We start from the raw sequence: 25,722 nt of genomic DNA, 5'->3' as shown, positions 1-25,722 counted from the left end.
CTTCTAAATATAAAGGAAATGGAAGCGCTTGTAAAGCGTTTTATCAAAGATTACATCAAGGACGTTAAAGTTTGGTAAAACAGCCTAAGAGTTTTATAACACACCCGCTTTTGTTTGTAAATGCTGTAACAATAAAAAGTTGTATACCAGCTTTGTCGTTAAAAAGACGAACAATTTAACCGTTTTACCGTCTTATAAACTAGCCACTTTAAGCAAAAAATCAGGCAACAGAAAATTTCTGTTGCCTGATTCAATTAATTAATCGCGTTTCTTGTTAAGCCCATAACCGACAAACAATGCCGCCATGAAGATCAAAGATACCAGTAGTGAAATCTGGGTGGACGGAATGAATACCAAGATAACCAGGATCGCAGCGAAAAAGATGATTGTCGCCCAATCCGTCAACGGGTAACCAGGCATCGTGAATTCCGGCACTCCCTGTGGGTGGATCCGCCGGTAACGCAAGTGGCAGGCCGCGATAAAGATCCACACGAAGATGAAGTTAATGGTGGAAACTCCGGAAATGACTTCGAAAATCCCCGCCGGCATCAAGTAATTCAAGATCACTACTAGCAATAGGATCAAGGACGAAAATTGCAAGGCCGCATTGGGTACCGCTTTGTTGCTTAATTTACGGAAACGGGCCGGGGCATGCCCCTCCTCTGCCAGTGAATACAAAGAGCGACTGGTTGAAAAGATCGCGGAGTTGGTTGCCGACATGGCCGCCGTCAATACTACGAAGTTCAGGATCCCAGCCGCTCCGGTAATTCCGATGCCGGCAAAAACCTGGACAAAGGGGCTGGAACTGGTTTGAATCTTGTTCCAAGGGTAGATGGCCATGATCGCCAGCATCGAGCCCACGTAGAAGAGCCCGATCCGGACCGGCAGGGTGTTGATAGCCTTGGGAATGTCATGCTGGGGGTTCTTGGTCTCCCCCGCGGTCAGGCCGACCATTTCAATCCCGACAAAGGCAAAAGCTACCATCTGAAACGACAAGAGGAAGCCCAAGAAGCCTTTGGGGAAGAAGCCGCCATAGTTGACCAGGTTTAACAAGCTGGCGTGCCCGGTGGCCGTCGGTGTTCCGAAGAGTACCATTGCTAAACCAACAATGATCAAGGCCACAATGGCAAAGATCTTAATTAAGGAAAAGGCCGTTTCCAGTTCACCAAAGAGGCCCACGTTGACCATGTTGATCAGCATCAAGAGGACGATGATTGATAAGGGCCCCACCCATTGCGGCAGGCCTGGAAACCAATAACGCAGGTAAATCCCGGTCGCTGTCAGATCGGCCATGGCCAAGGTAAGCCAGCAAGACCAATACATCCAACCGGCGATGAAACCCATCCGGTCGCCCAAGTACTCCTGAATGGAATCGATGAATGAATGCTTGGTCAGGTCGGCTAGCAAGAGTTCACCCAGCGCCCGCATCATAAAGAAGCAGAAGACCCCCACGATCAGGTAAGTCAAAATGATGGACGGACCGGCCTCTTTGATGGCGGAACCGGAGCCTAAGAACAGTCCCGTCCCGATTGCCCCACCGATCGCAATCATTGTGATATGGCGACTCTTTAGCGAGCGCGATAACTTTTGTTGGTCTTGTTGATCCATAATCTTCTCCTTTCGCCTAGAAAACAAAAAACGTCCCTGGTAAATTACCAGGGACGTTTGCACGCGGTTCCACCCTTATTGCGGACGATCATCATCCGCCACTTCACGGTCGCTAAGAGAACCGCCCCATTTTTCTCTTAATGCCATTCACCGTCACCAAGTTCCAGCAAATCTTGGTTTCTCTGTCGACCGCTTGTTTTAAGTTGCCATTTAGTATACCCTATCCCGCCGCATTGTCAATCGTTTAGCGTATTTTTTAAAGATCAGCTTGACTTGAAATCTGAATTGCGTTTAAATACGGATAACTACCAGGAGAGGTCGAGTAGGCCTGTGTTCCCCGTTTCAGAAAACTGGCGGCCGCTGCAAGCCAGTACAGAGCACGGACTGAATTACGCCTTAGTCACCCTGGCCACTTATATGAATCACGTCAATGAGGTACGCGTAACGTACGAAAATGGGTGGTACCACGGATAAATTCGTCCCAGGACTGAGCGATCGGTCCTGGGATTTTTTTACGTTACGCAAGGCTACGAATGGAGGATACAAAATGGATATTATCGAAGATTTGAAATGGCGCGGGGCCATCAATCAATGCACGGACTTGGACGGTTTAACCAAGCTGCTGAGTGAGAAGAAGGTTGCATTGTACTGTGGGACCGACCCAACCGGTGACTCGCTGCACATTGGTCACTTGATTCCATTTATGCTGTTGAAACGATTCCAATTGGCTGGCCACCACCCTTACATCATCATCGGCGGTGGGACCGGCTTCATTGGTGACCCATCTGGCCGTAAAACGGAACGGCAATTGTTGTCACCAGAAAAGCTGGACCACAACAAGAAGGCATTGACCGCCCAGATGAAGCACCTGTTTGGCACTAAGGACTTCCACATTGTCGACAACTACGACTGGCTGAGCAAGATCGACCTGCTGACCTTCCTGCGGGACTACGGTAAGCTGTTTAGTATCAACACCATGCTGTCCCGTGAATCCGTGGCCAGCCGCCTGAAGAACGGTATTTCCTTCACCGAATTCTCTTACCAGATCCTGCAATCCATCGACTTCTTGCACCTGTACGAAAACGACGACGTTCAGCTGCAAGTTGGTGGTGCCGACCAATGGGGGAACTTAGTCGACGGGGTTAACTTGATCCATGATAAGCACCCTGAATCAAAGGCCTTTGGTTTAACCATTCCGTTGATGGTCAAGGCCGACGGTACCAAGTTCGGTAAAACCGCTGGTGGCGCCATCTGGCTGGATCCAAAGAAGACCACCCCATTCGAGTTCTACCAATTCTGGTTGAACCAAGACGACCGTGACGTGGTTAAATACCTGAAGTACTTCACCTTCCTGAGCCACGAAGAGATCAACGACTTGGCTGAAAAGGTCAAGAAAGAACCTTGGAAGCGGGAAGCACAACGTCGCCTGGCTGAAGAAGTTACCAAGTTTGTCCACGGTGAAGATGAAATGAAGAAGGCTGAACGGATTTCCCAGATCCTCTTCAAGGGCAACATCCAAGACCTGGCTACTGATGAGGTCGAATTGGCCTTCCACGGTACTCCACAGATCAACATCGATAGCGAACCAGTCGATATCGTTCACCTGCTGGTCGACAACGGCGTGGAACCATCACGTCGGCAAGCTCGTGAAGACGTCAAGAACGGCGCCATTCACATCAACGGCGAAAAAGTGACCGACATCGAAGCAACCATCAACCCAGCCGATCACTTTGACGGCAAGTTCGTGGTCATCCGCAAGGGTAAGAAGCACTTCACCCTCGCCAAGGTCAGCAAATAGGCTTGTATTTAAAGCCAGCTAGTTTATAATTAAAGCAATTAATCACTGGTAAAGTAGTAGTGACGCCACCAACAGAGAAGGTCTTGACCCGCTGAAAGAGGCCCCCGGTTGAACGAATTGGAAGCCAGCTTGTAGTTGAATATTCCAATGAGTGACGGGCATGGCTCGTAAAATAGGTGGCACCACGGTAATTCGTCCTATTCCAATTGCGGAATAGGGCGTTTTTCTTTACCGCCGACACATGAAAGGATCGATTTTAATGACAGAAAAAACAGTTATTCTCACCGGTGACCGTCCAACCGGCAAACTTCACATTGGACACTATGTTGGTTCCCTGCGCGAACGGGTAAAGATGCAAAACAGCGGCAAGTATGACCCTTACATCATGATTGCCGACCAGCAAGCTTTGACTGACAACGCCCGCGACCCTGAAAAGATTCGGCGCAGCTTGATTCAAGTGGCCTTGGACTACCTGGCTGTGGGCCTGGATCCCAAGAAGTCAACCATCTACGTCCAATCCCAGATTCCGGCTTTGTCCGAATTAAACATGTACTACCTGAACCTGGTAACTGTTTCCCGGCTGGAACGGAACCCAACCGTGAAGTCGGAAATCCAGCAAAAGCACTTCAACCACTCCATCCCGGCCGGATTTCTGACCTACCCAGTAAGCCAGGCCTGCGACATCACTGCCTTCAAGGCTAAGCTGGTTCCAGTTGGTGATGACCAGGAGCCAATGCTGGAACAGACCCGTGAAATCGTCCGTTCCTTCAACTCCATCTACGGGCCAGTGCTGGTTGAGCCAGAAGGTGTCTTCCCGCCAAAGGGTCAGGGCCGGATCCCTGGTCTAGACGGCAATGCCAAGATGAGCAAGTCGCTGGGCAACTGCATCTACCTGTCCGACGACGAAGACACGCTGAGAAAGAAAGTCATGTCCATGTTCACTGACCCTAACCACATCCACGTTGACGATCCCGGCAAGGTCGAAGGCAACGTCGTCTTCACCTACCTGGACATCTTTGACAAGGATAAGGAGAAGGTTCAGGAATTGAAGGACCATTACCGTGCCGGTGGTCTGGGTGACGTTAAGATCAAGCGTTACCTCTTTGATGTCCTGGATGAAGAACTGTCACCAATCCGCAAGCGGCGGCAGGAATTTGCCAAGGATATTCCGGCAATCTATGACATGCTCCAGAAGGGTTCGGAAAAGGCCAATGAAGTTGCTAGTCAAACCTTGCATGAAGTCAAGGAAGCAATGGGCTTAAACTACTTCGAACAGCAGCACTAGTCATCAATTTTCAGTTTCACATTTAAACACGAAAAACGCGTCCGTCCTCAAAAAAGGATAGGCGCGTTTGTGTTAGGAGAAGCGAATCAACATTTGGTGTTGACGCTGATCATGCTTGCGGATTATCTTGGTGTATTTTGTTATTTGCTAAAGGAGATGCTAATGGTCAGCGTGGTAAGTAAAGTTGGTGAACCGTGCCTGCGTGTGGTTACGCCGGTGCATGTCAATGGCATCCATACCAATGAAGTCACCGGTGAAGCCGCCGGACAGGAAGGAAACATCCAATGTGCCAAGGTGTTGTTCGCCGTCACCGTCATCGACCCAGAAGTCGGCCTTCGTATCATCAATCTTGATGCGGAAGTGATAGTGACCTTTGCCGTTAGTCTTGACTGAAGCGACCCGTTTGAATTCCTGGGCAACTTCTTCCTGCAGGACAACGACTGGTTGATTGTCTTCGTCGACAGTTGCCATCAGCAGGATGTAGTTCGACAGGTCCAAGTACATGGTCATACCCGCGAGCTGCAGATAGGTAGTTGGGGTGTACTCCATGTCAACACTGGCAGTCACGCCGAAGTCATATTGACGAGTGGCAACTAAGTGCTGGTCAAAGGCTGACTGTGGCGATTGACCGGCTTTGATCGTCAAACCATTGACATCGGCATGGCACCAGCTCGGGTCGGCAAACTGACGGTAGGTGTTCCAATAACGGGGGTCGATGCCATGCTTCAGGTCATCACTGAAGCCATGGTGGACAGGCTCAGCAGGCGTCCCACCCTTTGGCGCTGGTACCTCCAAAGCTGGGAACTTGCTGCCTGACGTTAAGCGAATCCAACCATCATCCGTCCACTCAACCGGTTCAATGGCGGTTTCCCGGCCCAGAATCGGCTTGTTGCCTGGCAGCGGCCGGGTACATAAGTGGGCAATATACCATTCATGTTCGGCCGTTTCAATCAGGCTGGCGTGCCCGGACTGCTGCAATGGCAGTTCTGGGTGACCCTTGGAAGTGATCAGTGGTGTGTCCGGATCAACTTCGTAAGGGCCCCAAATGGTCTTGGAACGGGCAATCGTTTCTTGGTGGTTGATGCCCGTGCCACCTTCAGCAGTGAACAGGTAGTAATAGCCGCCGTGCTTGTAAATCTGCGGAGCTTCGGTCTTAGCCGGTGCCGTGCCATCAAAGAGCTTCTTTGGTTCGCCAATCAGGTCAAACGATACGGGGTCGATCTGCTGCATGACGATCCCACAAGACTTGTTGTGGGTCTCCATCCGGTAGTCCCAGATTTCGTTCAAGAAGTAAGCCTTGCCGTCATCATCAAAGAAGATGGATGGGTCAAAGCCGGAACTGTTGATGTAGACTGGCTTGGACCATGGGCCATGGATGTCTTTAGCCGTCACGATGTAGTTGTCGACATCCTTGTAAGGAACCCGGGTCTGGTTAACGTTGGTATAAACAATGTAGTAGGTCCCGTTGTGGTAAGTGGCATATGGCCCCCAGATGGAACCACCAGTTGGATTACCTTTCAACTCAACGTTGGCCGGTTCCGTCAGTGCGGAGGCTTCATAGTGCCAGTTGACCATGTTCGTTGACGAATAGATTCTGACTCCCGGCAGCCACTCAAAGGTGGAAACTACCAGGTAGTAGTGATCTTCGTCCCGGAACAGGACTGGGTCGGGGTTAAATCCCGTTAAAACTGGGTTTTTAATCGTACTCAAATTAACACCTCATTCTTCTGTGCTTGCCAATATTTGTTGGGAAGCAATCTCGTCTTCTAAGGGCATTCCTTCAAAAGTGACCTTGGCTCCTGGACGAAAGGCAGCCACCGTCTTCAAATATGCACGGTAATCAAGCTGGCCTTTGCCTAACCGGGTGAAGGTGATCTGCGGACCATTGATGACCAAATCCTTTAAGTGGAAGGCCACGATCCGATTGCCAAAGTGGTCGAGGGCATAATCCAAGATCGCCGCCTGCTGGTCAACATTGCCTTGGTAAAGGAGTCCCGGCAGGTCTAATACCACACCCAAGTTAGGGCTTTGTACTTCATCAAGCAGCTCTACAACCTTTTCAACTGAGTAAACAGGGTGGTTGCGGCCGGGTTCAATAGCGAAGATCGCACCGGCCCGTTCGGCATGGGCACACAGATCGCTGATGGCGGCCACCGCCTGCTTAAATGCCTCCGGAGTAAAGTTCTTCGTGGTGTATCCAGAAGGAATGACACTGCCAGTTTCGGTGGCAACGGGCACTGCCCTGCCAAAGCGGCCTGCATAATCCAGATAATTCTTAATCCGGGTTATGTTCTGATTCCGCGTCTGTTGGTCCGGGTGGATGATATTGGTATAGCAGCCCAGCACCGATAGCGGCAAGTGATCGTCGCCAAAGTATTGGGTTAGCTGATCCACTAGTCGGTCATCCAATTGTCCATTCGCCTTAACCAAGTTCGGGAACGACTTGGTGATCGCCAGCTGGACGCATTGAAAGCCCAGCTCCTTAATCTTGGCTGCCAAGGCACTCGGATCGTTTAAGGGAACATCATGCCCCCGAATCCCCAGTTGAATATTCTCCAAGGTCACACTTTCTTTCTATTTGCGCCGCTCCATTTCGTAAGCAAGGTAGAGGAAGGCGCCATAACCTTTGTGGTCGTTTGAAATTACCGGTTCACTCATGTAGTAGGCGTAAGTGCCGTCACGGTGGTTGGCTCCACCCAAGCCGCCTACTTGGCAGGTATGGTTAGTGTTGACATAACCTTCTGCCGTAATGGTGATGAACTGTTCCAACGAATGTACCCAAGCGTCGTCAATAAAGCTGTCCCAATCGCCTTCGAGGTAACCAAGGCGCTGACCCTTTGCCAGTGCCGCCAAGATCAGTGACGATCCGGATTGTTCCAGATAGTTGATTGGCCGGTTGCCCTCATCGGTGACCTGGTACCAAAGGCCGGTTGCCGGATCGGCTACCTTGCGTAAAGCTTTGGCCAGCGAGTTGTAGTTGGCAATGATCTGGTCGCGTCCGTCAACATCTTTTGGCAGGTATTCGAGGACATCAACCATGGCCATCATGAACCAGCCGATTGCCCGTGACCAGAAGTGCGGCGAATGACCGGTCTTCTTGTCGGCCCAGTACATCTCGCGGCTTTCGTCATAGGCGTGGTAGCACAGGCCAGTCTTCTCATCAACGGTGTCAGCATAGGCCGTTAAGAACTGGTGCACCACATCGTCGTAATACTTGTCGATGCCGAATGCATGCTGATACTTGGCGTAGAAGACGGAACCCATGTAAAGGCCGTCAAGCCAGACCTGGTTTGGGTACCATTTCTTGTGCCAGAAGGTCCCCGACTTGGTCCGCGGAATCTCGCGTAATTCTTTGAACATCGTATCGGCAGCGTGTTTGAACTTGATGTCCTTAGTGTATTCATAAAGCTCAATCATCATCTTGCCGTTGCAGATGTCGTCTTGAGACAGTTTGCTTGGGTCATAACCCTTAACATGGCCCGCTTCGTCGTAAACGTAGCGGTCAAAGTTCCAGCGTACGTATTCCAGCATCTTTTTGTCGTGCTTCAATTTACCGATCTGCCAGACCGCGCCCAAACAGGTACCGTCATCATAGGACCAGTTATAAAGCTTGTTGAACACTGGATCACGCTTCATCAGGGTTTGAACCCCACGGGTAGCCCAATCGTCATTGGGATCACCATATCCTTGATACATTAGTGACACTCCTTTCGATTAGCTACCGCTATTTTTGTTCCTTAGCTTCCTCAGCCTTCTTTTCAGCTTCCTCTTCACGGTCTTTCTTGGAGCCTTTGTAACCAACATTGTTGTGGCCGAAACATTGTTCGTACTTCCAACCGGTCAGGTCTTCAACAACGGCACGTGCTTCTGGAGTAACGTCCTTCATGGAACCGCCAGCGTGAACACGAGCGATTTCGTCCAGCAGGATCTTGTGACGTTCCTTGTTCAGGTTCAAGCGCCAGATACCGATGATCCCAACGATGGCCATGAAACCAACACCGATCGTCAGAACACCAACGATGGCGTGAACGGCACTAACTGGTTGGGTCTTAGCACCCTTAACGAAGCCGGCTTGTTCCAGAACATAACCTAATACCAGGACATAAATAGCGTTCATCAACTTACCACACAGACCCATGGCAGCTGAGTAGACACCTTCACGACGACGGTCAGTCAAGGCTTCATCGACATCAGGAATGAATGGGTACAGAGCGTGTGGCGTGTAGAAGACACCACCGGTAAAGGTAGCGAAGATGACGGAAATGATGATGATTGCAACAACGCTGCTGATGTGGAACCAGTACAGGCAAGCATAAGCAACACAGGTGCAGATAACTGCGGACATTGCAATCGTGAATGGCCACTTAAAGCCCTTCCGTGAGATAACAATCATGAAGACAGCCGTTGAGCAAAGTTGGATAATGGAGTTCATACTTTGAATTCCAGAAACCAGGCTGGCTGGCTTTTGCAGAGCGAAGACAACGAAGTAAGTGAAGACAGCGGCGAACAGACCTTCAGACCCTTGACCGAACATGTAAACCATCAGTTGACGACGGAAGGCACGGCAGCGAAGCGTTGACAGGTAGTCGATGAACAGCTTCTTAATACCTTCCCACCAGTTATCAACGTATTCGGTCTTAACTTGGTCCGGTGGTAATTCCCAGGTGTTGAAGTAAACCAGTAATTCACCAGTCATCATGATCAAGCAAAGGATGCAGGCAACGATCAGGAATGAGTTAGCGGATTCCTTACCTAACCATGAGAAGACCAGACCTGGCAAAGCAGCAACCCCGAAGTTGGCGATCTTGGCGATCATTTCACCATAACCAACCAGGTAGTTACGTTCCTTAAAGCTTTTCGTCATTTCGATAGACAAAGTACCATATGGCATTGAAGTCATGGTGTAGATCATTTCGAAGATGGCGTAGGCAAAGAAGTAGTACCAGTAACCCATGTGGGGAATAAATTGCAGTGGGTAGGTCAGCATCAGTGGCGCCCCGATCATGATCCAGAAACGACGACGACCGAAACGGCGACCTAAGCGAGTGGCGTTAAAGTTATCTGAAATAAATGCAATGATTGGGTTGGCAAACCCTTGCAGCAAAGTCCCGACTGAGAAAATCGTCGCGGCATCTTTGGCACTGAGGTTACCAAATGTAGTGAAGAAATATAGCATCCAAACACCGGACATGGCGGATACTGAGTTGCCCATCAGGTGACCACACCCATAGGCGATCCGCGTCCAGTTGGTTATTTTATGGTTTTTCCTGGACATAAGACTTCTCCTTATCAGCGATTCTTTGGTGAAGAATAGAAAAATTTGTCAAAGAGTTCCTTGTAACTGTACTAATAATCAATCAAACGAAGCGAAGCCCCATTTCTAAATGAGAACGATCTCAAAAACAAGTAAATAAAAAAGCAACCTATCAGTGTGTTTTGTCAGGAGATCAGCTGCATAACAATTGAAAAGCTGTTATTTGTAGAATGTAACCGGTTTCATTCCTCCAATACAAAGTATAACACTATTTTGAGAACGTTCCCGAATTATTTCTGAATGTTTTTGAGACTATGTTTATTAATTCACTACCTAATTTACATATTTTTCTTTGCCATTCTATTTTTATAATCACTAAAACAGTCACAAACGCTGATGGGCAGGAGTTACGTTAACTATTACGGCTTACCATAACTGTTGGTCAAGTTTTTGAATTATTAGTCATTTTGGGGAGACATATTTTAAATTTTGTTTCTTTTACGGACTTTGTACTTCATTCGTTTGCAAATATCATCAATTAAATCGGTGCACCTAATTCCATTTTCTATAAAAAACTGACAGACACCGAAAGTTGCGTGTTAATTACACAAAAAATTCCTTAAGCTGGCAGTATTTCACACCAACTTAAGGGATTTAAAAAGGCATTTTTCAAATGTTTCGCCGGCTCGGCCTAAAAACCGGTTGATGTTAATTTACACTCCGACTACTTGTGTTGATAGGCAAAACTATTTCTTGATCAAGACTGACGAACGGGTCACTAATTGGGGTGTGATCGTCAGGATTTGCTTGCCACTAGGAGCCGCGTCATTAATTCGGTCAAATAATAAGCTGATCCCCCGCTTAGCCATCATCGCCAATGGGTTTTCGATAGTGGTCAACGATGGCGTCATCACCCGTGCATACGGGATGTCATCGAAACCGACAATTGAAATATCCTTGGGAACGTGCACGTCATGCTGATGGCAGGCCTTGATCGCCCCAATGGCAATATCATCACTGCCGCAGAGGATCACTCCTGGCCATTGTTTGCGTGGCATAGCCAGGATCTCATCCATCAGCTTCTCACCGGAAGCCAGGGAGAAGTGGCCCCACTTGCCGGCGCTTTTCACAATCTCCATCCCGTATTCCTGAGCCGCCTTTACCAGTGCCTCATAACGAACATGGGGTGACGCGTAGCCAGTCGGTCCATTGATGAAGCCCAATTTACGGTGACCAGCATCATGCAGGTACTTGACCATTTCGGTGATACCGACCGCGTCATCTGGATAAACGTTGTCAACTTCGGGCTGATCAGCCTTCCGCAGGGTGACCACCGTTTTGATGTGGGCATCGATTAACTTTTGAATGAAGGCGTCATCTTCCTTCGTTTGAGAAAAGACGATCGCACCATCAATCCGGTTGCGAATGGTCTGATCGAAGTTCTTCACCTGGTTAATCCCCTGGACAGACAGGACATAGTCGTTGGGCAACTGCGAATTAAGAGTCGTAATAATATTTGAGAAGTAGGTCGACGTATCGGTTTCATGCAGGCGCGTAAAGAAGACGCCAATCATGAAGTGCTTATGCTGAACCAGGCCACGGGCATTGATGTTCGGTGAGTAACCCAGATCGGATGCCGCTTTCAGCACCTTTGCCTTCGTTTCCGGCTTGATACTGGAATTATCGACAAATGCACGTGAGGCGGTCGAACGTGATACCCCAGCTTGGCGAGCAACATCATTAATTGTGATCATAAAACGACCTCCCCTAACAGCGACTTATGTCTTCACTCATTGCTTAACAAAATCCGGCTATGAAGCCTAGCTAGCAAAGATTGATTTTACAAATAATACAAAATAGTAAAAATAATAATAATTTAGTTGATAACGAATGATTACTCGTTAATCACCTTATATATATCTTATACATGATAACGTGATCACGCCTTAATTACAAACAAATCACTCAATCCGCCCGAATGATTGCTTGAATTCGTATAGGAAACAAACGGCCCCTAGCGTTTGGCTCCACCAGAACGTTAGAGGTCGTAGTTTCGTGCCGACAAAAAATGTTCCGTGCGGGGCTCGAACCCGCGACCTCTGGCTTGTGATGCCAGCGCTCTACCAACTGAGCTAACGGAGCATCGCCGCTGTCAGCATAACTGTCAGCGGCTTTCACTTACACTTTATAAAGCAGCAATGGCCTTGTCCAACAGCTTAACAATCGTTGCTGGGTGGTAAATAGCCATGATTTCGTTGATTTGTGGTGCAGAACTGTGCCCATAGAAGGTGATGTTCAATGGGAAGTACAGGTTACGACCCTTGACAGCTACATCCTTACCTACCTGCTTGATCAGGTTCAGGTAAGTTTGTGGGTCGGTGTCGTCTGGCTGATCCTTAACGGCATCCTTCAAGCCTTGCAGAACCTTCAGGGTGTCATCATGGTCGAAGTCCTTCAAACCACTGTAATCCATGTCGTGGTCCAGAACAGTAGCGTAGAAGTAGGCATGTTCCATGATTTCAGTCAGCTTGTTAACATCGTGCTGGTGAACATGAACCGTCCGCAGGATAACGTCCTTCATCTGGTCGTCACTGTAGCCTAAACCATTCAGCTTCTTGGCAATTTCGGTTTCCTGTTCGTGGATCAGAACCATAATCCGGTCAACCAGGTCGTTTACATCCGTCTTCTTGATGTATTGGGCGTTGATCCAGTCCAGCTTCTTCTGGTCAAAGAAGGCTGGTGACTTAGACATTCTGTGCGGGTCGTAAGCCTTGATCAAAGCTTCCTTGGAGTAGATTTCCTGTTCTCCCTTTGGTGACCAACCTAAGAAGGCGATGAAGTTGAAGATGGCTTCTTTCAGGTAACCTTCACGATGGTATTCAGAGATGAATTGCAGCGTGTTCTTGTCACGCTTGGACAGCTTCTTCCCGGTAGCCGGGTTGAAAATCAAGGAAATGTGGCAGAAGTGTGGGTGTTCCCAACCCAATGCTTCGTAAATTGCCATTTGCTTTGGCGTGTTGGCAATGTGGTCAGCACCACGCAGGGTGTCGGTGATTTCCATCAGGTGGTCGTCAACCACAACGGCGAAGTTGTAAGTTGGCATCCCATTGTTCTTTTCGATGATGAAGTCGCCACCCAAGTTGTCTGAATTGAATTCGACCTTGCCTAAAGCCCAGTCGTTCCATTCGTAGGTGTGGTTCTTTGGCAGGTGGAAACGAACACTTGGCTTGATGCCCTTAGCCTTAGCAGCGGCAATGTCTTCTTCGCTGGCATGGTACCAACGACCGTCATAGTGCGGTGCTTCACCATTCTTCTTCTGTTCTTCACGCATCTGCTGCAGTTCATCTTCAGTGGCGTAGTCGTAGTAGGCCTTGCCTTCGGAGATTAACTGGTCAATGTACTTCTTGTAGATGCCCTTCTTGTTCCGTTCGGTTTGATGATAAGGAGCATACTTCGGGTTCGGCTTGTCCGGACCTTCATCCCAATCAATTCCCAGCCAGTGCAGGTACTTCATCTGGGATTCTTCACCATGTTCCACGTTTCGTGCCAAGTCGGTATCTTCAATCCGCAGAACCATCGTGCCGCCGAAGTGTTTGGCAAACAAGTAATTAAACAATGCAGACTGGGCATTCCCAATGTGCAGGAAACCGGTCGGACTAGGTGCGTAACGAACTCGAACCTTTTTATCCATAATTAAATCCTCTCCATCAAATATGATTTCGCACCCACTTAATTAAGTTAAGCAAGTGCAGACACTCATTAACATCTTATCAAAATGACTAGTGAAATAAAAGCCGTGGCGTTACTTTTGCGCAGCAGAATGTCGGCTAACCAGCGCCATGTACAAAATGGACAAGGCCATCATGGCAAAAACCGACAGGAATAATGCTTCATAGCTAAAGTAGTCGATGATTAGACCACCATATAAAGGACCAACGGCACGGCCAATCGACATGGCAACGTTGGTCATCCCTTGGTACTTGCCCGCCTGTGTCGGGTCGGTCAGTTCGTCAATATAGGCTGGCACGGACGGTACCCCCATCATTTCGCCGATCGTCAAGATGATGAAGACGATCAGGAACATGGTGAAGGTGTGGGCAAAAATCAACGGGATAAACGAGAAAGCAAAGATCGACAAGCCCAGAATAACTTGGACCCGGGTCGAAATATAACCCGCCAAGTTGTTCATGAATGGCTGGAAGATCATGATCAAAGCTCCGTTGACCGTCCACAACAGACTGTAAGCAAAGAACGGGATGTGCATGTCGGTGATCCGGACCGACATGATGGATTCCCAAAGCACGTATGACAAGTACAAGGTTACGAAGCACAGGCATAAGGCGTAAACCACTTTGATCCCCCGCCGATCGCTCTTTGCGGATTGATCGCGCCGGGCATGATGACCGCCACCACGTTCCAGTTTAACGTTGAAGGTCAGGATGGTCAGGACCAAAAAGGCCACGTAGATTGCGGCGCTGACACCGAAGACCCAGTGCGGGCCAATCGGTAAAAGCACACCGACTAACAGCGTTCCGATAACCACCCCAATGTTCAAGGCCATGTAGAGCAGGTTGAAAACGTAACGGCTGCTGTGGGTCGGTACCGCCGTCCCATAGGAGTTGATAACGGTCAAGCTGGCACCGTCGGCAAAACTGATCAGGCACAACCAAACGGCAAAGGCCGGCCACTGGTCAAAGATCGCTAACAAAACGGTGGAGATCGTCGCCAGTGTCACCGGTAAAACGGCTGCCATATACGGCTTCCAGTTGTCGAACAACCAACCGCCGACATAGTTACCAATCATCATCGAGATTGATAAGAGAAACATTACTATCCCGGCCATCGTCATGCTCTGGTGCAGGTAGTTATGCATATAAACGGTAGTTAATGGCCATAAAAGTGAGTTCCCGGTGTTATTCAGCAGACTGGCAGTGAATATCCACTTCATTTGTAAGCGATCGGTTGTCATTTTCTATCCTTTCCTTGATTGATTGCCACAGCGACTCAGTTAACCACAATTAAAGCAACGCAAGTGCAAATAAAGCCCCAGCCTCCGGACTTGCCGGATGTTGGAGCTCCTCTGCGTAAATGCGCTGTTATATTTTCGTTTCGATAATGAACTAATGTGCGCGACTTATCAGTGAGCCACTCTCACTGCTAGTGTAACACAAACCGCGGTATAAAGCCGCTAAAGCGCTTTTACTAGTGTTTGTTGCGGAATGGAACCGCGTTTTCCTTGGTGATCTTCGTAACCCCGTGCATGTATGGTACCAAGACCTTTGGAATCGTAACTGAGCCGTCTTCGTTTTGGTTGTTTTCCAAAATAGCGGCAACCGTCCGTCCACAAGCCAGGCCAGAGCCGTTCAGGGTGTGAACATAGTGCAGCTTGCCATCCTTGCCACGGTACTGGGTGTGCATCCGCCGTGCTTGGAAGTCCAGGCAGTTCGAGCATGATGATACTTCACGGTACTTGTGCTGAGCAGGCATCCAGAGTTCCAGGTCCCGCGTTTCAGAAGCCGTGAATGACATGTCACCAGTGGTTAAACGAATAACGTGGTAAGGAATTTCCAGCTTCTTCAGGATATTTTCGGCGTTAGCGGTCATTGAATCCAATGCCTTCCATGAATCTTCTGGCTTGGTGTACTTAACCATTTCGACCTTGTTGAACTGGTGCATCCGGATCAAGCCACGGGTGTCACGGCCAGCGGCACCGGCTTCAGAACGGAAGCATGGGGTCAAAGCAGTTACCTTAACTGGCAGTTCTTCTTCTGGAATGACTTCGCCACGGTAGTAGTTAGTCAATGGCACTTCAGCAGTTGGAATCAGCGTCATGTCTTCGCCGTTAACCTGGTAGACACCATCCTTGAACTTTGGGAATTGACCAGTACCGAACATTGAAGCGGCGTTAACGATGTATGGTGGCAGAACTTCGGTGTAGCCTTCCTTCATGTGTTCATCCAGCATGAAGTTGTAAACGGCCCGTTCCAGTTGAGCACCCAAGCCCAAGTAGTAGACAAACCGTGCACCAGATACTTTACGTGCCCGGTCAAAGTCCAGGATACCCAGGTTTTCACCGACATCCCAGTGGTGCTTTGGTTCAAAGTCGAAGTCACGGATGTGGCCGACCTTGCGTAATTCGATGGCGCCTTCTTCAGTCAGGCTGACTGGGTCATCCTTGTGTGGCACGTTTGGCAGGCGTGACATCTTGTCGTGGAATTCTTCTTCCACCTTTTCAACCTGTTCGTCCAGCTTGGAGATCTGGTCACCTAAGTCACGCATCTGAGCGATGATGTCGTCGGCTGGCTTGTTGGCGCGCTTAGCATCACCAATCTGCTTAGAAACGGCATTCCGCTTAGCCTTCATCGTTTCCGTCTGTTGTAACAGGTCTCTGCGCTTAGCATCGAGGTCCAAAACCTCATCGATTTCCTCAGGCTTCGTGCCCCGAGTTGCTAACTTCTCCTTAAACCAATCTGGTTGGCGACGAATCTTCTTAATATCTAACATCGAAAACCCTCCAGTCAAAAAAAGGAGTCATTCCATCTCAAAAATTTTGGGACGAAATGACTCCGGTTCCGCGGTACCACCCAAGTTTGTCTAAATAGACACGCTCGATATGGATAACGGCCATTCACCGTGCGGCATTACCCGCCCACATTTAAGATATCGGAGTTTCGGCAGCTGACTCACACCACCCGTCAGCTCTCTGGATGCCTACTTGAAATATCTTTCCGTGTTTCAATTTCTACAGACATTCTAGTTCATGATTTTGCCTTTGACAAGATCTTTATAACTCTTCTAGCTGATATTTTACTGTGCTGACGCCGTGGTCGGTTTCCACCTGCAGCTGGTTGGGAATCTGCTCTTCCAATGCGGCCACGTGGCTGATGATGCCTACCATGCGGCCACCGTGAATTGTCTGCAAAGCCTGCAGGGCCTGTTGCAAAGCATCCGCGTCTAAGGAGCCGAAACCTTCGTCCACAAACAAGGCATCAATGTGGACGCCGCCTTGGTGCTGCTGGACAACATCACTCAGCGCCAGGGCAAGGGCGAGTGAAGCAATGAAGCTCTCCCCACCAGACAAAGTGCGGGCACTCCGGTAACGGCCGGCATTATCGTCGTACACGTTGACTTCCAAGCCGGTCCACTTGGCGCCCCTGCCCTGTGATTCGTCGCTTAGGGCAAAGAGGTAGCGACCGTTCGACAATTCCTGCAGCCGCGGATTAGCCGCCTGCAGAACCTCATCAAAGTAGCTGCGCAAGACATAACGTTCCAAACTCAAGTGACTGTCGGTGTTGCCATCTACTACACTGACCAAGGTCTTAAACTCTGCCAGCTTGGTGAATGCCTGCTCTTGCTTCTGCAGCAATTCCTGGACCTGCTTCAAGTTGGCCTTGTGCTGGGCAATCGCTTGCTTCAGCGACCCGCTCTGTTCCTGCAGCTGAGCCAATTGCTGGTGGGCTGCAGTTGCCGCTTGTTTTAACGGTGCCAAGTCAACAGGACCCCGGTCATCAATCGCCTGTTTAAGTTTTGCTGCTTGTGCCTGCGTCTTACCCAGTTCCAGCTGGTAGTTCTCCACTTGCTGCTGCAAAGACTTGAGCTGGTCGTTATTGTCCTGGGCCCACTGCCAGAATGACCAGTCACAATTAAAGTCGGCTTCGGCAAGCATGTCGGTCAATTGAGAGTGACGTTTGCTCTGAGTCGATTGCAAGTCTGCTTGTTCCTTTTGCCCCTGTTCAACCTGTCCTTGATAAGCCGAGACAGTCTGCTGTAGGTTGCTTAACTGTTCAGTGACCTGGCTGACCTTTTGATCATAGGCCGTCACTTGTTTTTGCAGCTGCTTCAACGCGGCTTGGGCCTGCTTTAAGTCAGGGTACTGCAAATGCTTGGTCTGAGTTGCAAACGTTGACTGCGTTTGTGTCATCTGCAGCTGCAAATCGTTCAAATTCTTCTGTGCCTGATCCAGATTTCTTTGCAGTTCTTGCTGTTTTTCGGTGTCTGTTTGCTGCTGCTTTTCCAGTTGCCCCTTCAATTTCTGCTGACCTTGCAACTGGGCGCTTAATTCATTCAGCTGGGAATGCTTTTCTTTCAGCGTTGCAGAGAAATCAGCAGCCTGATCCTGCATCTTCAGGGTCGTTCGCAATTGCGTGCCTAAGTTTCCCAGCTGCTGCTCGTTAGCCTGCACGGCGGCCGTCAGCTGATGTTGTTGACTTTGCAGACGTGCCTGTTGCTTGCCGGCCATAACGTAGGCTTCATTTGTGTGATCCAGTTCTTCATCCGTTACCTGCTGGCCCTTTTCGACTTCGGCCGGGTGTGGGTGATCAAGCGAGCCACAGACTGGGCAGGCCTGGTTATCGTGAAGCTTGGCAACCAGGGCCGCAATCTGATTACGGGTACGCTGGTCTTGAAGGTCCTCGTACTCTTTCTTACTGGTTTTTAACTGCTGGTTGGCGGCCACCAATTGCTGCTGGACTTCTTTGAGTTCTTGCTGCTTTGTCTCCTGGTCGCGTTGAACATCCTGTAGTTGTTGCCATAAGCGGTCTGCATCCGCCAGCTGGTGTTGACTGTTGACTAATTGCACACGGTCGTCTTCCAAATCATGAAACTGCGCCAATTGTTGTGCAATCTTGGTCAACTGCTCTTTAACCTGGCTTAACGCTTGCTGGTCCTTTTCAAAGCTGTCTTTCTGCGCGGCCACCTCCTGCTTTTGCTTAGTCAACTGTAGCTGTAAGCGATCCTGCTGTTCATAAGTCGGCAGCTGGCTGGTCAAGACGCTGGCCTGCGTTTTCAGGTCATCGATTGTGGCCTTTTGCGCCTGCAGCTGGTCCAACGCTTTTTGGGCCTGCCCCTGCTGCTGAGTCGTCTCCGTTAACTTCTGTTGCGCCGTTTGCAACTGTTTTTGCAACTCTTGCAACCGCTGCTGCCCATTCTGATATGCAAAGTAGTCCTTCTGCCGGGCATTGAACCACTCTAACCGGTGAATGGTTTGTGTAGCCTTAGTAATTGCTTGGCTTTGTCCCTTTAAAGTTGCAAGGTGGGCGTTGACTTGGGTTAGTTCGGTCTGCTGGTCTTTGAGCACAGAAGCGGCCTGCAGCTGTGCATTTGCCTTTGCCTCCCGCTTTTCTTGTTCTTCAACTGCCTGCACTAGTTTGGCCTGTTGTTCCTCTTGCTGGTCAATCCGGGCCTTGACCGCTGCTGCCCATTCCGTGTGCGGCAGGTTGCTGTCGACGTCATGCTCGCTTTGCATCAGCGTATTCAACTGGGTCTGCAACTGTTCCTGGCCCTTCTCCTGGGCTGCCAGCTGGTCTTTCAAGATTTGCGTCCAGCGCTGGTAAAGTTTGGTGTTAAACAGGCTCCCTAAAATGGCCGCCTTGTCACTGCTAGACGAAGACAGGAATTGGCGAAACTTGCCCTGTGGCAGCAAAGCGATCTGGCGAAACTGTTCCTTATCCAGGTGCAGCAGGTTCTTGATGAAGCTATCGGCTACCGAAATCTTCGTAATCGACTTGGGCTGGTCACTGTCGGCCGGATAAAGCAGCTCGACATGCGCCACATGGTTTACCAGTTTATGCCCACGACCAAGAACCTGCTGGGCCGGCTTACGGGTGATCTGGTACTTGATGCCCTCATGCTCAAAAGTCAGTTTGACCGCACTCTCCGCCGTGTTGGGCGCAAAGTCCGACCGCAACGATGCGGCGTCACGCTGGTCATTGGTCGTCTGATTGAATAAGGCGTAGCACATGCCATCAAAGAGGGTCGTCTTACCGCTCCCCGTCTTCCCACTGATCAAAAACAGCGGCTGGGAGTTGAATTTCGTGAAATCCACCAGCACGTGGCGGTAGGGACCGAAATAGGTTAATTCAAGCTTTAATGGCCGCATACTATTCCTCCTTTTGCGCTTGTTTCAGGGCTGCCTGCGCCCACTTCTCTTGCATCGGCGACAGTGGGTTATTGGCGCTTTCTTCATAAAATTGCTGGAGCAGGTCGAAGGGGTCTTCAGTAGCGGCCTTCCGATCAACCTTGCTGTGGGGCGTTTGAAAGCCGTTCTTGCGTTCCAGGCTGATGATTTGCGGATAATATTCGCGCAGACGCGACATCACGTCGGGAATGACTTGCCGGTCAGTCAGTTTGATCACATAGTAGTCATCTTTAGCGTATTGCTTTGCAAACTGGGGGTCCGTCAATTTAGCAAAGGATTCAGTCAGGACAATTAGCTGGTGGACCGGCTTCAATGGGTGCCAATCGATCTGCCAGCTATCCGTGTCGACAATCCAGACACCCTTCTCTAGGTTGGCCTCACCGGCAGAGAACTTCATTGGCGAACCACTGTAGCGCACCCGGTCTTCTTTCAAAGCGTTGCGGCTGTGCAGGTGTCCTAAGGCAACGTAGTCAAAGGGCACCATAATGCTCGTGTCTACCGCGCTCAAGCCGCCAATCTCCATCTGCGTATCGGATTGCACGCGCGTACTGCCAGCGGCATAGAAATGGGCCACCAAGACATGCTGCTTATTGGGAGCAAAGTTTTCCTGCATCCGCTCCACGATGGCAGTCATTGCACTGTTCAACGTGCGCAATGAGTCATCTTGAAAATAATTTTTGACTTGCTGCAGGCCAAAATAAGGCAACAAGAAAAACTGGGTGTCCTGAATGGTGACCGGCTTAAAGGCCGCGGCGAAATCAGTGTTTAAGAATAAATCCGTGGCCTGATACCACTGGCGGCCAACCCCTAAGCGGATCGCCGAATCATGGTTGCCGCTGATTACTAGGAGTGGCAAATGATCGTGCAAGTTCAGCTGCATTAATTCATGGGTCAGTTCGGTAATGGCTGCCTCGCTGGGAACACTGCGGTCATATAAATCCCCAGCAATCACGACTGCATCAACCTTGTTTTCTAGTGCAATCTGTTCAATTTCTTTAAACGTTGCCGCCTGGTCGGCCAGTAAATCGTAGCCCGCTAAATTCTTGCCAATATGCCAATCGGCCGTATGTAAAAAGCGCATAGTTTCCTCCCCAAACACCTGTTTGTTTTGCTTCTGATTATAGCAGATTTAACTCCTTATTAATTAAAGACGTAAAAAGCGCGAAAAAGCTGTCAGCAATTCCGTTTACGGCACTGTCACACTTGTTGTATAATTACGCTTGATATCTTTAAAGAATTGGTAAACTTTACCTTTAATATTCAATAAAGAAACTAAACGTCTTAGACTAGAATGCATTAATCATTAACGCTAATTTTCTACGGAGAGAAGGTCAACTAAGTTAATGGTGAAATCATTAAAAAACCATCCAGTTTCAACGTTTATTCTTAAAACGCTTTTTTATTTTGCTGTCTTGATCGTGCTGATTTACCTTTATGGTTATTATGGCGCGGGGCAAGCACCATTTATCTACAACGAATTCTAATTAGTGGAGGAAATTATTGTGATTAAACAGATAGTTGCGGAAATGGACCAGGCAGCGCAGAAATTCGCCGACCGGGTCTACTTCGATGAAATGGGAACCACCCACACGTTCCAGGACCTGCACGAAGCTTCTGATGCGTTTGCTGCCTGGTTGGACCACAGCAACATTCCGGCTGAATCACCGATTATGTTTTACGGTGATCACCAGTTCGAAATGGTTGCCGGTTTCTTAGGCGGGGTTAAATCCGGTCATGCCTACATTCCAGTGGAAGCTGGATCAGCATTGCCACGGATGCAATCCATTATCAACACGGCCAACCCGCGTTTAGTCGTTGCCATCGACGAATTTCCAGACCAGAAGCTGGATTACGATGGCCAAGTATTAGACCTCTTCGAACTGCGCCAGATCATGGCTAAGTCCGCCAACTACGAGATCAGCCACCCTGTATCCGGCAAGCAGCCGTTCTACATCCTCTTTACTTCCGGGACGACCGGCTCACCAAAGGGGGTTCAGATCAGCGCCGATAACGTCACCACCTTTGCCAACTGGATGCTGGGCGATGACTTTGCTATTGAAGAAGGCATGACCTTCCTCGGCCAGACGCCGTTCTCATTTGACATCTCACACTACTACTGGTTGATCGGGATGCTGACTGGTGGCACCATCAAAGCCCTGCCACTCTCCGTTGTGCAGAACTTTGGTCAATTATTCAAGGTATTGACGGACTTGAAGATCGATATCATGACCGGTACCCCTTCATTAGCCGACATGCTGATGCTGAGTCCGGACTTCAACGAAGAAAAGATGCCCGACTTGAAGCAGTTCGTCTTCTGTGGTGAAGAATTATCCGTTTCCACCGTTAAACGTCTGTGGAAGAAGTTCCCACACGCTCGTATCTGGAACACTTACGGACCAACGGAAGCCACCGTTGCCATTACCAGTTGTGAAATCACCAAGGAAATGGTCAAGAAGGACAAGCGGCTGCCAATTGGTTATGACAAGCCAGGCGTTACCACGACCATTTGGGACGGCAACAAGCAAATCACTGAACCCGGCAAGCACGGTGAAATCATCATCTCCGGTGACAGTGTTGCGGAAGGCTACATGAACAACCCTGAAAAGACCGCTAAGAACTTCTTCAAGTTCAATGGGGTTCAGTCTTACCGGACCGGTGATGCCGGCTTCATCACCGCTGATGGCCTGCGTCACATCATCGGTCGGATGGACTTCCAAATTAAGCTGCACGGATTCCGGGTTGAACTGGATGAAGTTCGTTCCAGCTTGGAATTGAGTCCACTGATCAAACAAGCCGTGGCCGTACCAAAGTATGATAAGAACGGTCGGGTTTCACACCTGATTGCCGACGTCATCGCACAACCGAATGACTTTACTTCCGATGCCGAATTAACCAAGGCCATTCGGGAAAGCCTGAAGGGCAAGATCATGGATTACATGATGCCAACCCAATTCAAGTACGTTGACAGTTTTCCAAAATCAGCTAACGGTAAGATCGCCGTTAAGCAAATGATTGCGGAGGCCAACAATAAATGATGAACTGGTTTGCTAATCTGCCTAATTTTTCTGCTTACGGGACACCGGTCTACTTCATCTACCTGCTGATTGCGATCTTGCCACTGGGCATCGGAATTTACTTTGGCAAGCGGCTCAGCTGGTATGAAGCCCTTGTCAGTTTCGTCTTCATCTTCTTCATGTTTGACGGACAAGATTGGCAGCAAGCAATCTCGCTGATTGTCTATATCATTTACCAGACTTGCTTGGTTATGTGGTACGTCCATTACCGCCAGCAGAATAACAATAGTCTCGTTTTCTATTGCACTACGTTTCTGTCACTGTTACCGATCATCATCGTTAAGTTCACCCCAGCCATGGTTGGTCACAACTCCCTTCTTGGTTTCTTAGGGATTTCATACCTGACTTTCCGGGCTGCTGGAACAATCATCGAAACTCGTGATGGTGCGGTTAAGGATATTAATTGGTGGAAGTTCATCCGGTTTATGGCTTTCATGCCAACCATCACTTCCGGACCAATCGACCGTTACCGGCGTTTCTCCAAGGATTATCGCAAGGTGCCGAGCCGTGAGAAATACTTGAAGATGCTGGAAAAGGCGGTCATGTATCTCTTTATTGGTTTTATTTACAAGTTCATCATCGACTACTTCTTCGCTCAGCAATGGCTGCCATACGTGGAACAGCAGGCTATGTCACACGCACCACACCTGTCTTGGTGGGTTGTTGCCGTGGCCTACGTATACTCCGGTGACCTCTACTTCGACTTCGCCGGTTACTCGCTGTTTGCCGTGGCCATTTCATACATCATGGGTGTTGAAACGCCGATGAACTTCAACAAGCCGTTCCTGTCCAAGAACATCAAGGAATTCTGGAACCGTTGGCACATGACCTTGTCCTTCTGGTTCCGTGATTACATCTTCATGCGTTTCGTCTTCATGGCAACCAAGAAGCACTGGTTCAAGAACCGGAATGTTTTATCATCACTGGCTTACATGATAAACATGGTCGTCATGGGCTTCTGGCATGGTGTAACATGGTATTATATCTTGTATGGTTTCTTACACGGTGCGGCCCTGTGCACCAATGACTGGTGGCTGCGTTACAAGCGCAAGCATTTCAAGAACCTGAAGAGCACGAAGCTGACCAAGTTTATTGCCGGTTTTATTACCTTTAACTTTGTTGTCTTCTCATTCCTGATCTTCTGTGGGTTCTTGAACACACTCTGGTTCAATCCGTCTGCTATGAAGTAAATAAAATTTATCATTTTTGGAGGATTTATCATGAAAGAACAAATTCAAAACTTATTAGCACAAGCAACTGGCCGTGACGCAAGTGACTTTGCTGACACTTCCGAAGACTTATACGCTGATGGTCTGATTGACTCCATGGCCACCGTTCAATTCCTGTTGTCATTGCAAGACGAATTCGACATCCAGGTGCCAGTTTCCGAATTTGACCGGAGTGCTTGGAGTTCAGTTGACAAGATTTGTGAACAGGTGAAGGAATTACAAAATGACTAACAAGAAGAAACTGTGGTCAATCTTCGGCCCGGTCATCGTTGCCGGCGTATTGACATTAGTTCTCTTTGCGCTTCCGTGGGGCAACCACCATTCACAGGAAGTCGAACAGAAAGCGGCAGTTTCTCTTAGTGCGACGGTCTTCAAGAACCGGTCGCTCAAAGCACAAGCCCTGGGCAGCAAGAAGGAAAACTACATTCCCTTCTTTGGTTCCAGTGAATTAAACCGGATGGACCGTTACCATCCATCCGTCATGGCTGAACGTTATCACAATTACAAGCCATTCCTGTTTGGTTCACGGGGGACGCAATCATTACCGCAACTGTTCAACATGGCCATGATTCCACAGCAGATGCACAACAAAAAAGCTGTTTACATCATTTCCCCACAATGGTTCGTTCGCCAAGGGGTAATGGTCAACGCCTTTAAGTACTACAATGGTTCCTACGCCAACTTGATGTGGCTGGCACAGGCCAACCCTAAGTCACCTTATGACCGTTACACCGCTCGCCGGCTGATCAAGCTGCTGGGTGATGACGGCACGGTAACCCAAGACGCTGCTAAGATCGCTGCTGGGAAGCCGTTGACTGGCTGGGATCGTTTCAACATCAACATGCGGATCAAGTTCTTAAGCCATGAAGACGACCTGTTCTCTGGCTTATTCCTCAACGATAACTATGGCAAGCGGATCAAGCCGAAAGTTCATTTGCTGCCGCAACAGCTGAACTACGCCGACCTTTCCGCAACTGCCATCAAGGAACACAATTACAATTCCAACAACAACCGTTTTGGAATCCTCAATGGCTTCTACAATTCAACGGTTAAGCCGGACTTGCGTAAGACGCGCAATTCTCAGCGTCACTTCAACTACACCAAGTCGCCAGAATACGGTGACCTGGAAGTAGTCCTGAATCAATTCAAGAAGACCAACAGCAACGTCATCTTTATGATTACTCCAGTCAATGCTCGTTGGGAAAAGTACACTGGGATGTCAATGCCGATGTATTACCGGACTGTTGACAAGATCAAGATGCAGTTACGGTCCCAAGGCTTCAACCACATTGTCGACTACTCACACAAGGGTGGTCAGAATGGATTCATGCAGGATACCATCCACATCGGCTGGGCCGGCTGGGTTGATTTTGACCGGAAAGTTTCCCCATTCATCGAAAAGAAGCAGCCACAACCTCATTACCACATGAATAAGGCCTTCCTTTCCAAAGAATGGCAAGACTTGGATCCAACCGCTGATAATCTGAATCAGTTCAAAGTTGACCACAATCTTAGATAAAATAATAATCGCCCACTTGATTCTCAAGCGGGCGATTTC

18 protein-coding genes and 1 tRNA gene are annotated in these 25,722 nt (G+C 49.1%); 7 read left to right on the top strand and 12 right to left on the bottom strand.

The annotated features are described in order from the left end of the window. Positions 1-258 precede the first annotated feature (258 nt). Complete coding sequence (locus IV45_RS07545) at positions 259-1,608, bottom strand: amino acid permease (protein WP_057742292.1); 1,350 nt, start codon at positions 1,606-1,608, stop codon at positions 259-261. Between the two features lie 547 nt (positions 1,609-2,155). On the opposite strand from IV45_RS07545, the gene tyrS reads away from it, so the two are divergent. Together tyrS and trpS are read left to right on the top strand one after the other, a co-directional pair. Then, entirely contained in the window at positions 2,156-3,406 is a 1,251-nt protein-coding gene (gene tyrS / locus IV45_RS07540; RefSeq protein ID WP_057742289.1) for a tyrosine--tRNA ligase, read from the top strand. A 259-nt stretch (positions 3,407-3,665) separates the two neighbouring features. Further along, a complete protein-coding gene (gene trpS / locus IV45_RS07535; RefSeq protein ID WP_057742287.1) occupies positions 3,666-4,691 on the top strand; it encodes a tryptophan--tRNA ligase in 1,026 nt (341 codons plus the stop codon). 159 nt (positions 4,692-4,850) lie between these two features. On the opposite strand, the gene IV45_RS07530 is transcribed toward trpS, so the two are convergent. From IV45_RS07530 to IV45_RS07480, 11 genes are all read right to left on the bottom strand, one after another. Beyond that, on the bottom strand, positions 4,851-6,401 hold the full coding sequence (locus IV45_RS07530) for a glycoside hydrolase family 43 protein (RefSeq protein WP_057742284.1): 1,551 nt from the start codon (positions 6,399-6,401) through the stop codon (positions 4,851-4,853). A gap of 9 nt (positions 6,402-6,410) precedes the next feature. Beyond that, a complete protein-coding gene (locus IV45_RS07525; RefSeq protein ID WP_057742281.1) occupies positions 6,411-7,250 on the bottom strand; it encodes a sugar phosphate isomerase/epimerase family protein in 840 nt (279 codons plus the stop codon). Positions 7,251-7,265: 15 nt separating this feature from the next. Next, positions 7,266-8,387 (bottom strand): glycoside hydrolase family 88/105 protein, encoded by a 1,122-nt coding sequence (locus tag IV45_RS07520; RefSeq protein ID WP_057742278.1) that lies wholly within the window; start codon positions 8,385-8,387, stop codon positions 7,266-7,268. 28 nt (positions 8,388-8,415) lie between these two features. Further along, on the bottom strand, positions 8,416-9,966 hold the full coding sequence (locus tag IV45_RS07515) for an MFS transporter (RefSeq protein WP_083487297.1): 1,551 nt from the start codon (positions 9,964-9,966) through the stop codon (positions 8,416-8,418). Between the two features lie 725 nt (positions 9,967-10,691). After that, positions 10,692-11,699 (bottom strand): LacI family DNA-binding transcriptional regulator, encoded by a 1,008-nt coding sequence (locus tag IV45_RS07510; RefSeq protein WP_057742276.1) that lies wholly within the window; start codon positions 11,697-11,699, stop codon positions 10,692-10,694. Positions 11,700-12,014: 315 nt separating this feature from the next. Beyond that, a tRNA-Val gene (locus IV45_RS07505) sits at positions 12,015-12,087 on the bottom strand. 43 nt (positions 12,088-12,130) lie between these two features. Beyond that, complete coding sequence (gene gltX / locus IV45_RS07500; RefSeq protein WP_057742272.1) at positions 12,131-13,636, bottom strand: glutamate--tRNA ligase; 1,506 nt, start codon at positions 13,634-13,636, stop codon at positions 12,131-12,133. A gap of 111 nt (positions 13,637-13,747) precedes the next feature. Further along, a complete protein-coding gene (locus IV45_RS07495; protein ID WP_057742269.1) occupies positions 13,748-14,914 on the bottom strand; it encodes an MDR family MFS transporter in 1,167 nt (388 codons plus the stop codon). Positions 14,915-15,147: 233 nt separating this feature from the next. Further along, complete coding sequence (gene serS / locus IV45_RS07490) at positions 15,148-16,449, bottom strand: serine--tRNA ligase (protein WP_057742266.1); 1,302 nt, start codon at positions 16,447-16,449, stop codon at positions 15,148-15,150. Between the two features lie 280 nt (positions 16,450-16,729). Further along, positions 16,730-19,822 (bottom strand): AAA family ATPase, encoded by a 3,093-nt coding sequence (locus IV45_RS07485; protein ID WP_057742263.1) that lies wholly within the window; start codon positions 19,820-19,822, stop codon positions 16,730-16,732. 1 nt (position 19,823) lies between these two features. Then, positions 19,824-20,942: an exonuclease SbcCD subunit D gene (locus IV45_RS07480; RefSeq protein WP_057742261.1), complete on the bottom strand. Its 1,119-nt coding sequence runs from the start codon at positions 20,940-20,942 to the stop codon at positions 19,824-19,826. Positions 20,943-21,204: 262 nt separating this feature from the next. On the opposite strand from IV45_RS07480, the gene IV45_RS07475 reads away from it, so the two are divergent. From IV45_RS07475 to dltD, 5 genes are read left to right on the top strand one after another with little or no spacing between them, the layout of a single operon-like run. Further along, on the top strand, positions 21,205-21,345 hold the full coding sequence (locus tag IV45_RS07475; RefSeq protein WP_057742258.1) for a teichoic acid D-Ala incorporation-associated protein DltX: 141 nt from the start codon (positions 21,205-21,207) through the stop codon (positions 21,343-21,345). Between the two features lie 18 nt (positions 21,346-21,363). Then, entirely contained in the window at positions 21,364-22,896 is a 1,533-nt protein-coding gene (gene dltA, locus IV45_RS07470) for a D-alanine--poly(phosphoribitol) ligase subunit DltA (protein ID WP_057742255.1), read from the top strand. Further along, on the top strand, positions 22,893-24,125 hold the full coding sequence (gene dltB / locus IV45_RS07465; RefSeq protein WP_057742253.1) for a D-alanyl-lipoteichoic acid biosynthesis protein DltB: 1,233 nt from the start codon (positions 22,893-22,895) through the stop codon (positions 24,123-24,125). The genes dltA and dltB overlap by 4 nt, the downstream gene beginning before the upstream one ends. A gap of 30 nt (positions 24,126-24,155) precedes the next feature. Then, the gene (dltC, locus tag IV45_RS07460) at positions 24,156-24,395 is read left to right on the top strand and encodes a D-alanine--poly(phosphoribitol) ligase subunit DltC (protein ID WP_057742250.1); all 240 of its coding nucleotides are present in this window, start codon (positions 24,156-24,158) and stop codon (positions 24,393-24,395) included. Further along, entirely contained in the window at positions 24,388-25,683 is a 1,296-nt protein-coding gene (gene dltD, locus IV45_RS07455) for a D-alanyl-lipoteichoic acid biosynthesis protein DltD (RefSeq protein ID WP_057742249.1), read from the top strand. Before dltC ends, dltD begins: the two co-directional genes overlap by 8 nt. The last annotated feature ends 39 nt before the right edge of the window (positions 25,684-25,722 follow it).

It is taken from the genome of Limosilactobacillus secaliphilus, from assembly GCF_001437055.1.
GTDB classification, from domain to species: Bacteria; Bacillota; Bacilli; order Lactobacillales; family Lactobacillaceae; genus Limosilactobacillus; species Limosilactobacillus secaliphilus.
The sequence above is the reverse complement of the archived record's forward strand: the minus strand, read 5'-3'. Positions and strand labels throughout refer to the sequence as shown.

Bases quoted from the DNA above. Each gene is read 5' to 3' on its own strand.
- IV45_RS07545 (WP_057742292.1), bottom strand. From the start codon at position 1,608: ATGGATCAACAAGACCAACAAAAGTTATCGCGCTCGCTAAAGAGTCGC.
- tyrS (WP_057742289.1), top strand. From the start codon at position 2,156: ATGGATATTATCGAAGATTTGAAATGGCGCGGGGCCATCAATCAATGC.
- trpS (WP_057742287.1), top strand. From the start codon at position 3,666: ATGACAGAAAAAACAGTTATTCTCACCGGTGACCGTCCAACCGGCAAA.
- IV45_RS07520 (WP_057742278.1), bottom strand. From the start codon at position 8,387: ATGTATCAAGGATATGGTGATCCCAATGACGATTGGGCTACCCGTGGG.
- IV45_RS07515 (WP_083487297.1), bottom strand. From the start codon at position 9,966: ATGTCCAGGAAAAACCATAAAATAACCAACTGGACGCGGATCGCCTAT.
- IV45_RS07510 (WP_057742276.1), bottom strand. From the start codon at position 11,699: ATGATCACAATTAATGATGTTGCTCGCCAAGCTGGGGTATCACGTTCG.
- gltX (WP_057742272.1), bottom strand. From the start codon at position 13,636: ATGGATAAAAAGGTTCGAGTTCGTTACGCACCTAGTCCGACCGGTTTC.
- IV45_RS07495 (WP_057742269.1), bottom strand. From the start codon at position 14,914: ATGACAACCGATCGCTTACAAATGAAGTGGATATTCACTGCCAGTCTG.
- serS (WP_057742266.1), bottom strand. From the start codon at position 16,449: ATGTTAGATATTAAGAAGATTCGTCGCCAACCAGATTGGTTTAAGGAG.
- IV45_RS07485 (WP_057742263.1), bottom strand. From the start codon at position 19,822: ATGCGGCCATTAAAGCTTGAATTAACCTATTTCGGTCCCTACCGCCAC.
- IV45_RS07480 (WP_057742261.1), bottom strand. From the start codon at position 20,942: ATGCGCTTTTTACATACGGCCGATTGGCATATTGGCAAGAATTTAGCG.
- IV45_RS07475 (WP_057742258.1), top strand. From the start codon at position 21,205: ATGGTGAAATCATTAAAAAACCATCCAGTTTCAACGTTTATTCTTAAA.
- dltB (WP_057742253.1), top strand. From the start codon at position 22,893: ATGATGAACTGGTTTGCTAATCTGCCTAATTTTTCTGCTTACGGGACA.
- dltC (WP_057742250.1), top strand. From the start codon at position 24,156: ATGAAAGAACAAATTCAAAACTTATTAGCACAAGCAACTGGCCGTGAC.
- dltD (WP_057742249.1), top strand. From the start codon at position 24,388: ATGACTAACAAGAAGAAACTGTGGTCAATCTTCGGCCCGGTCATCGTT.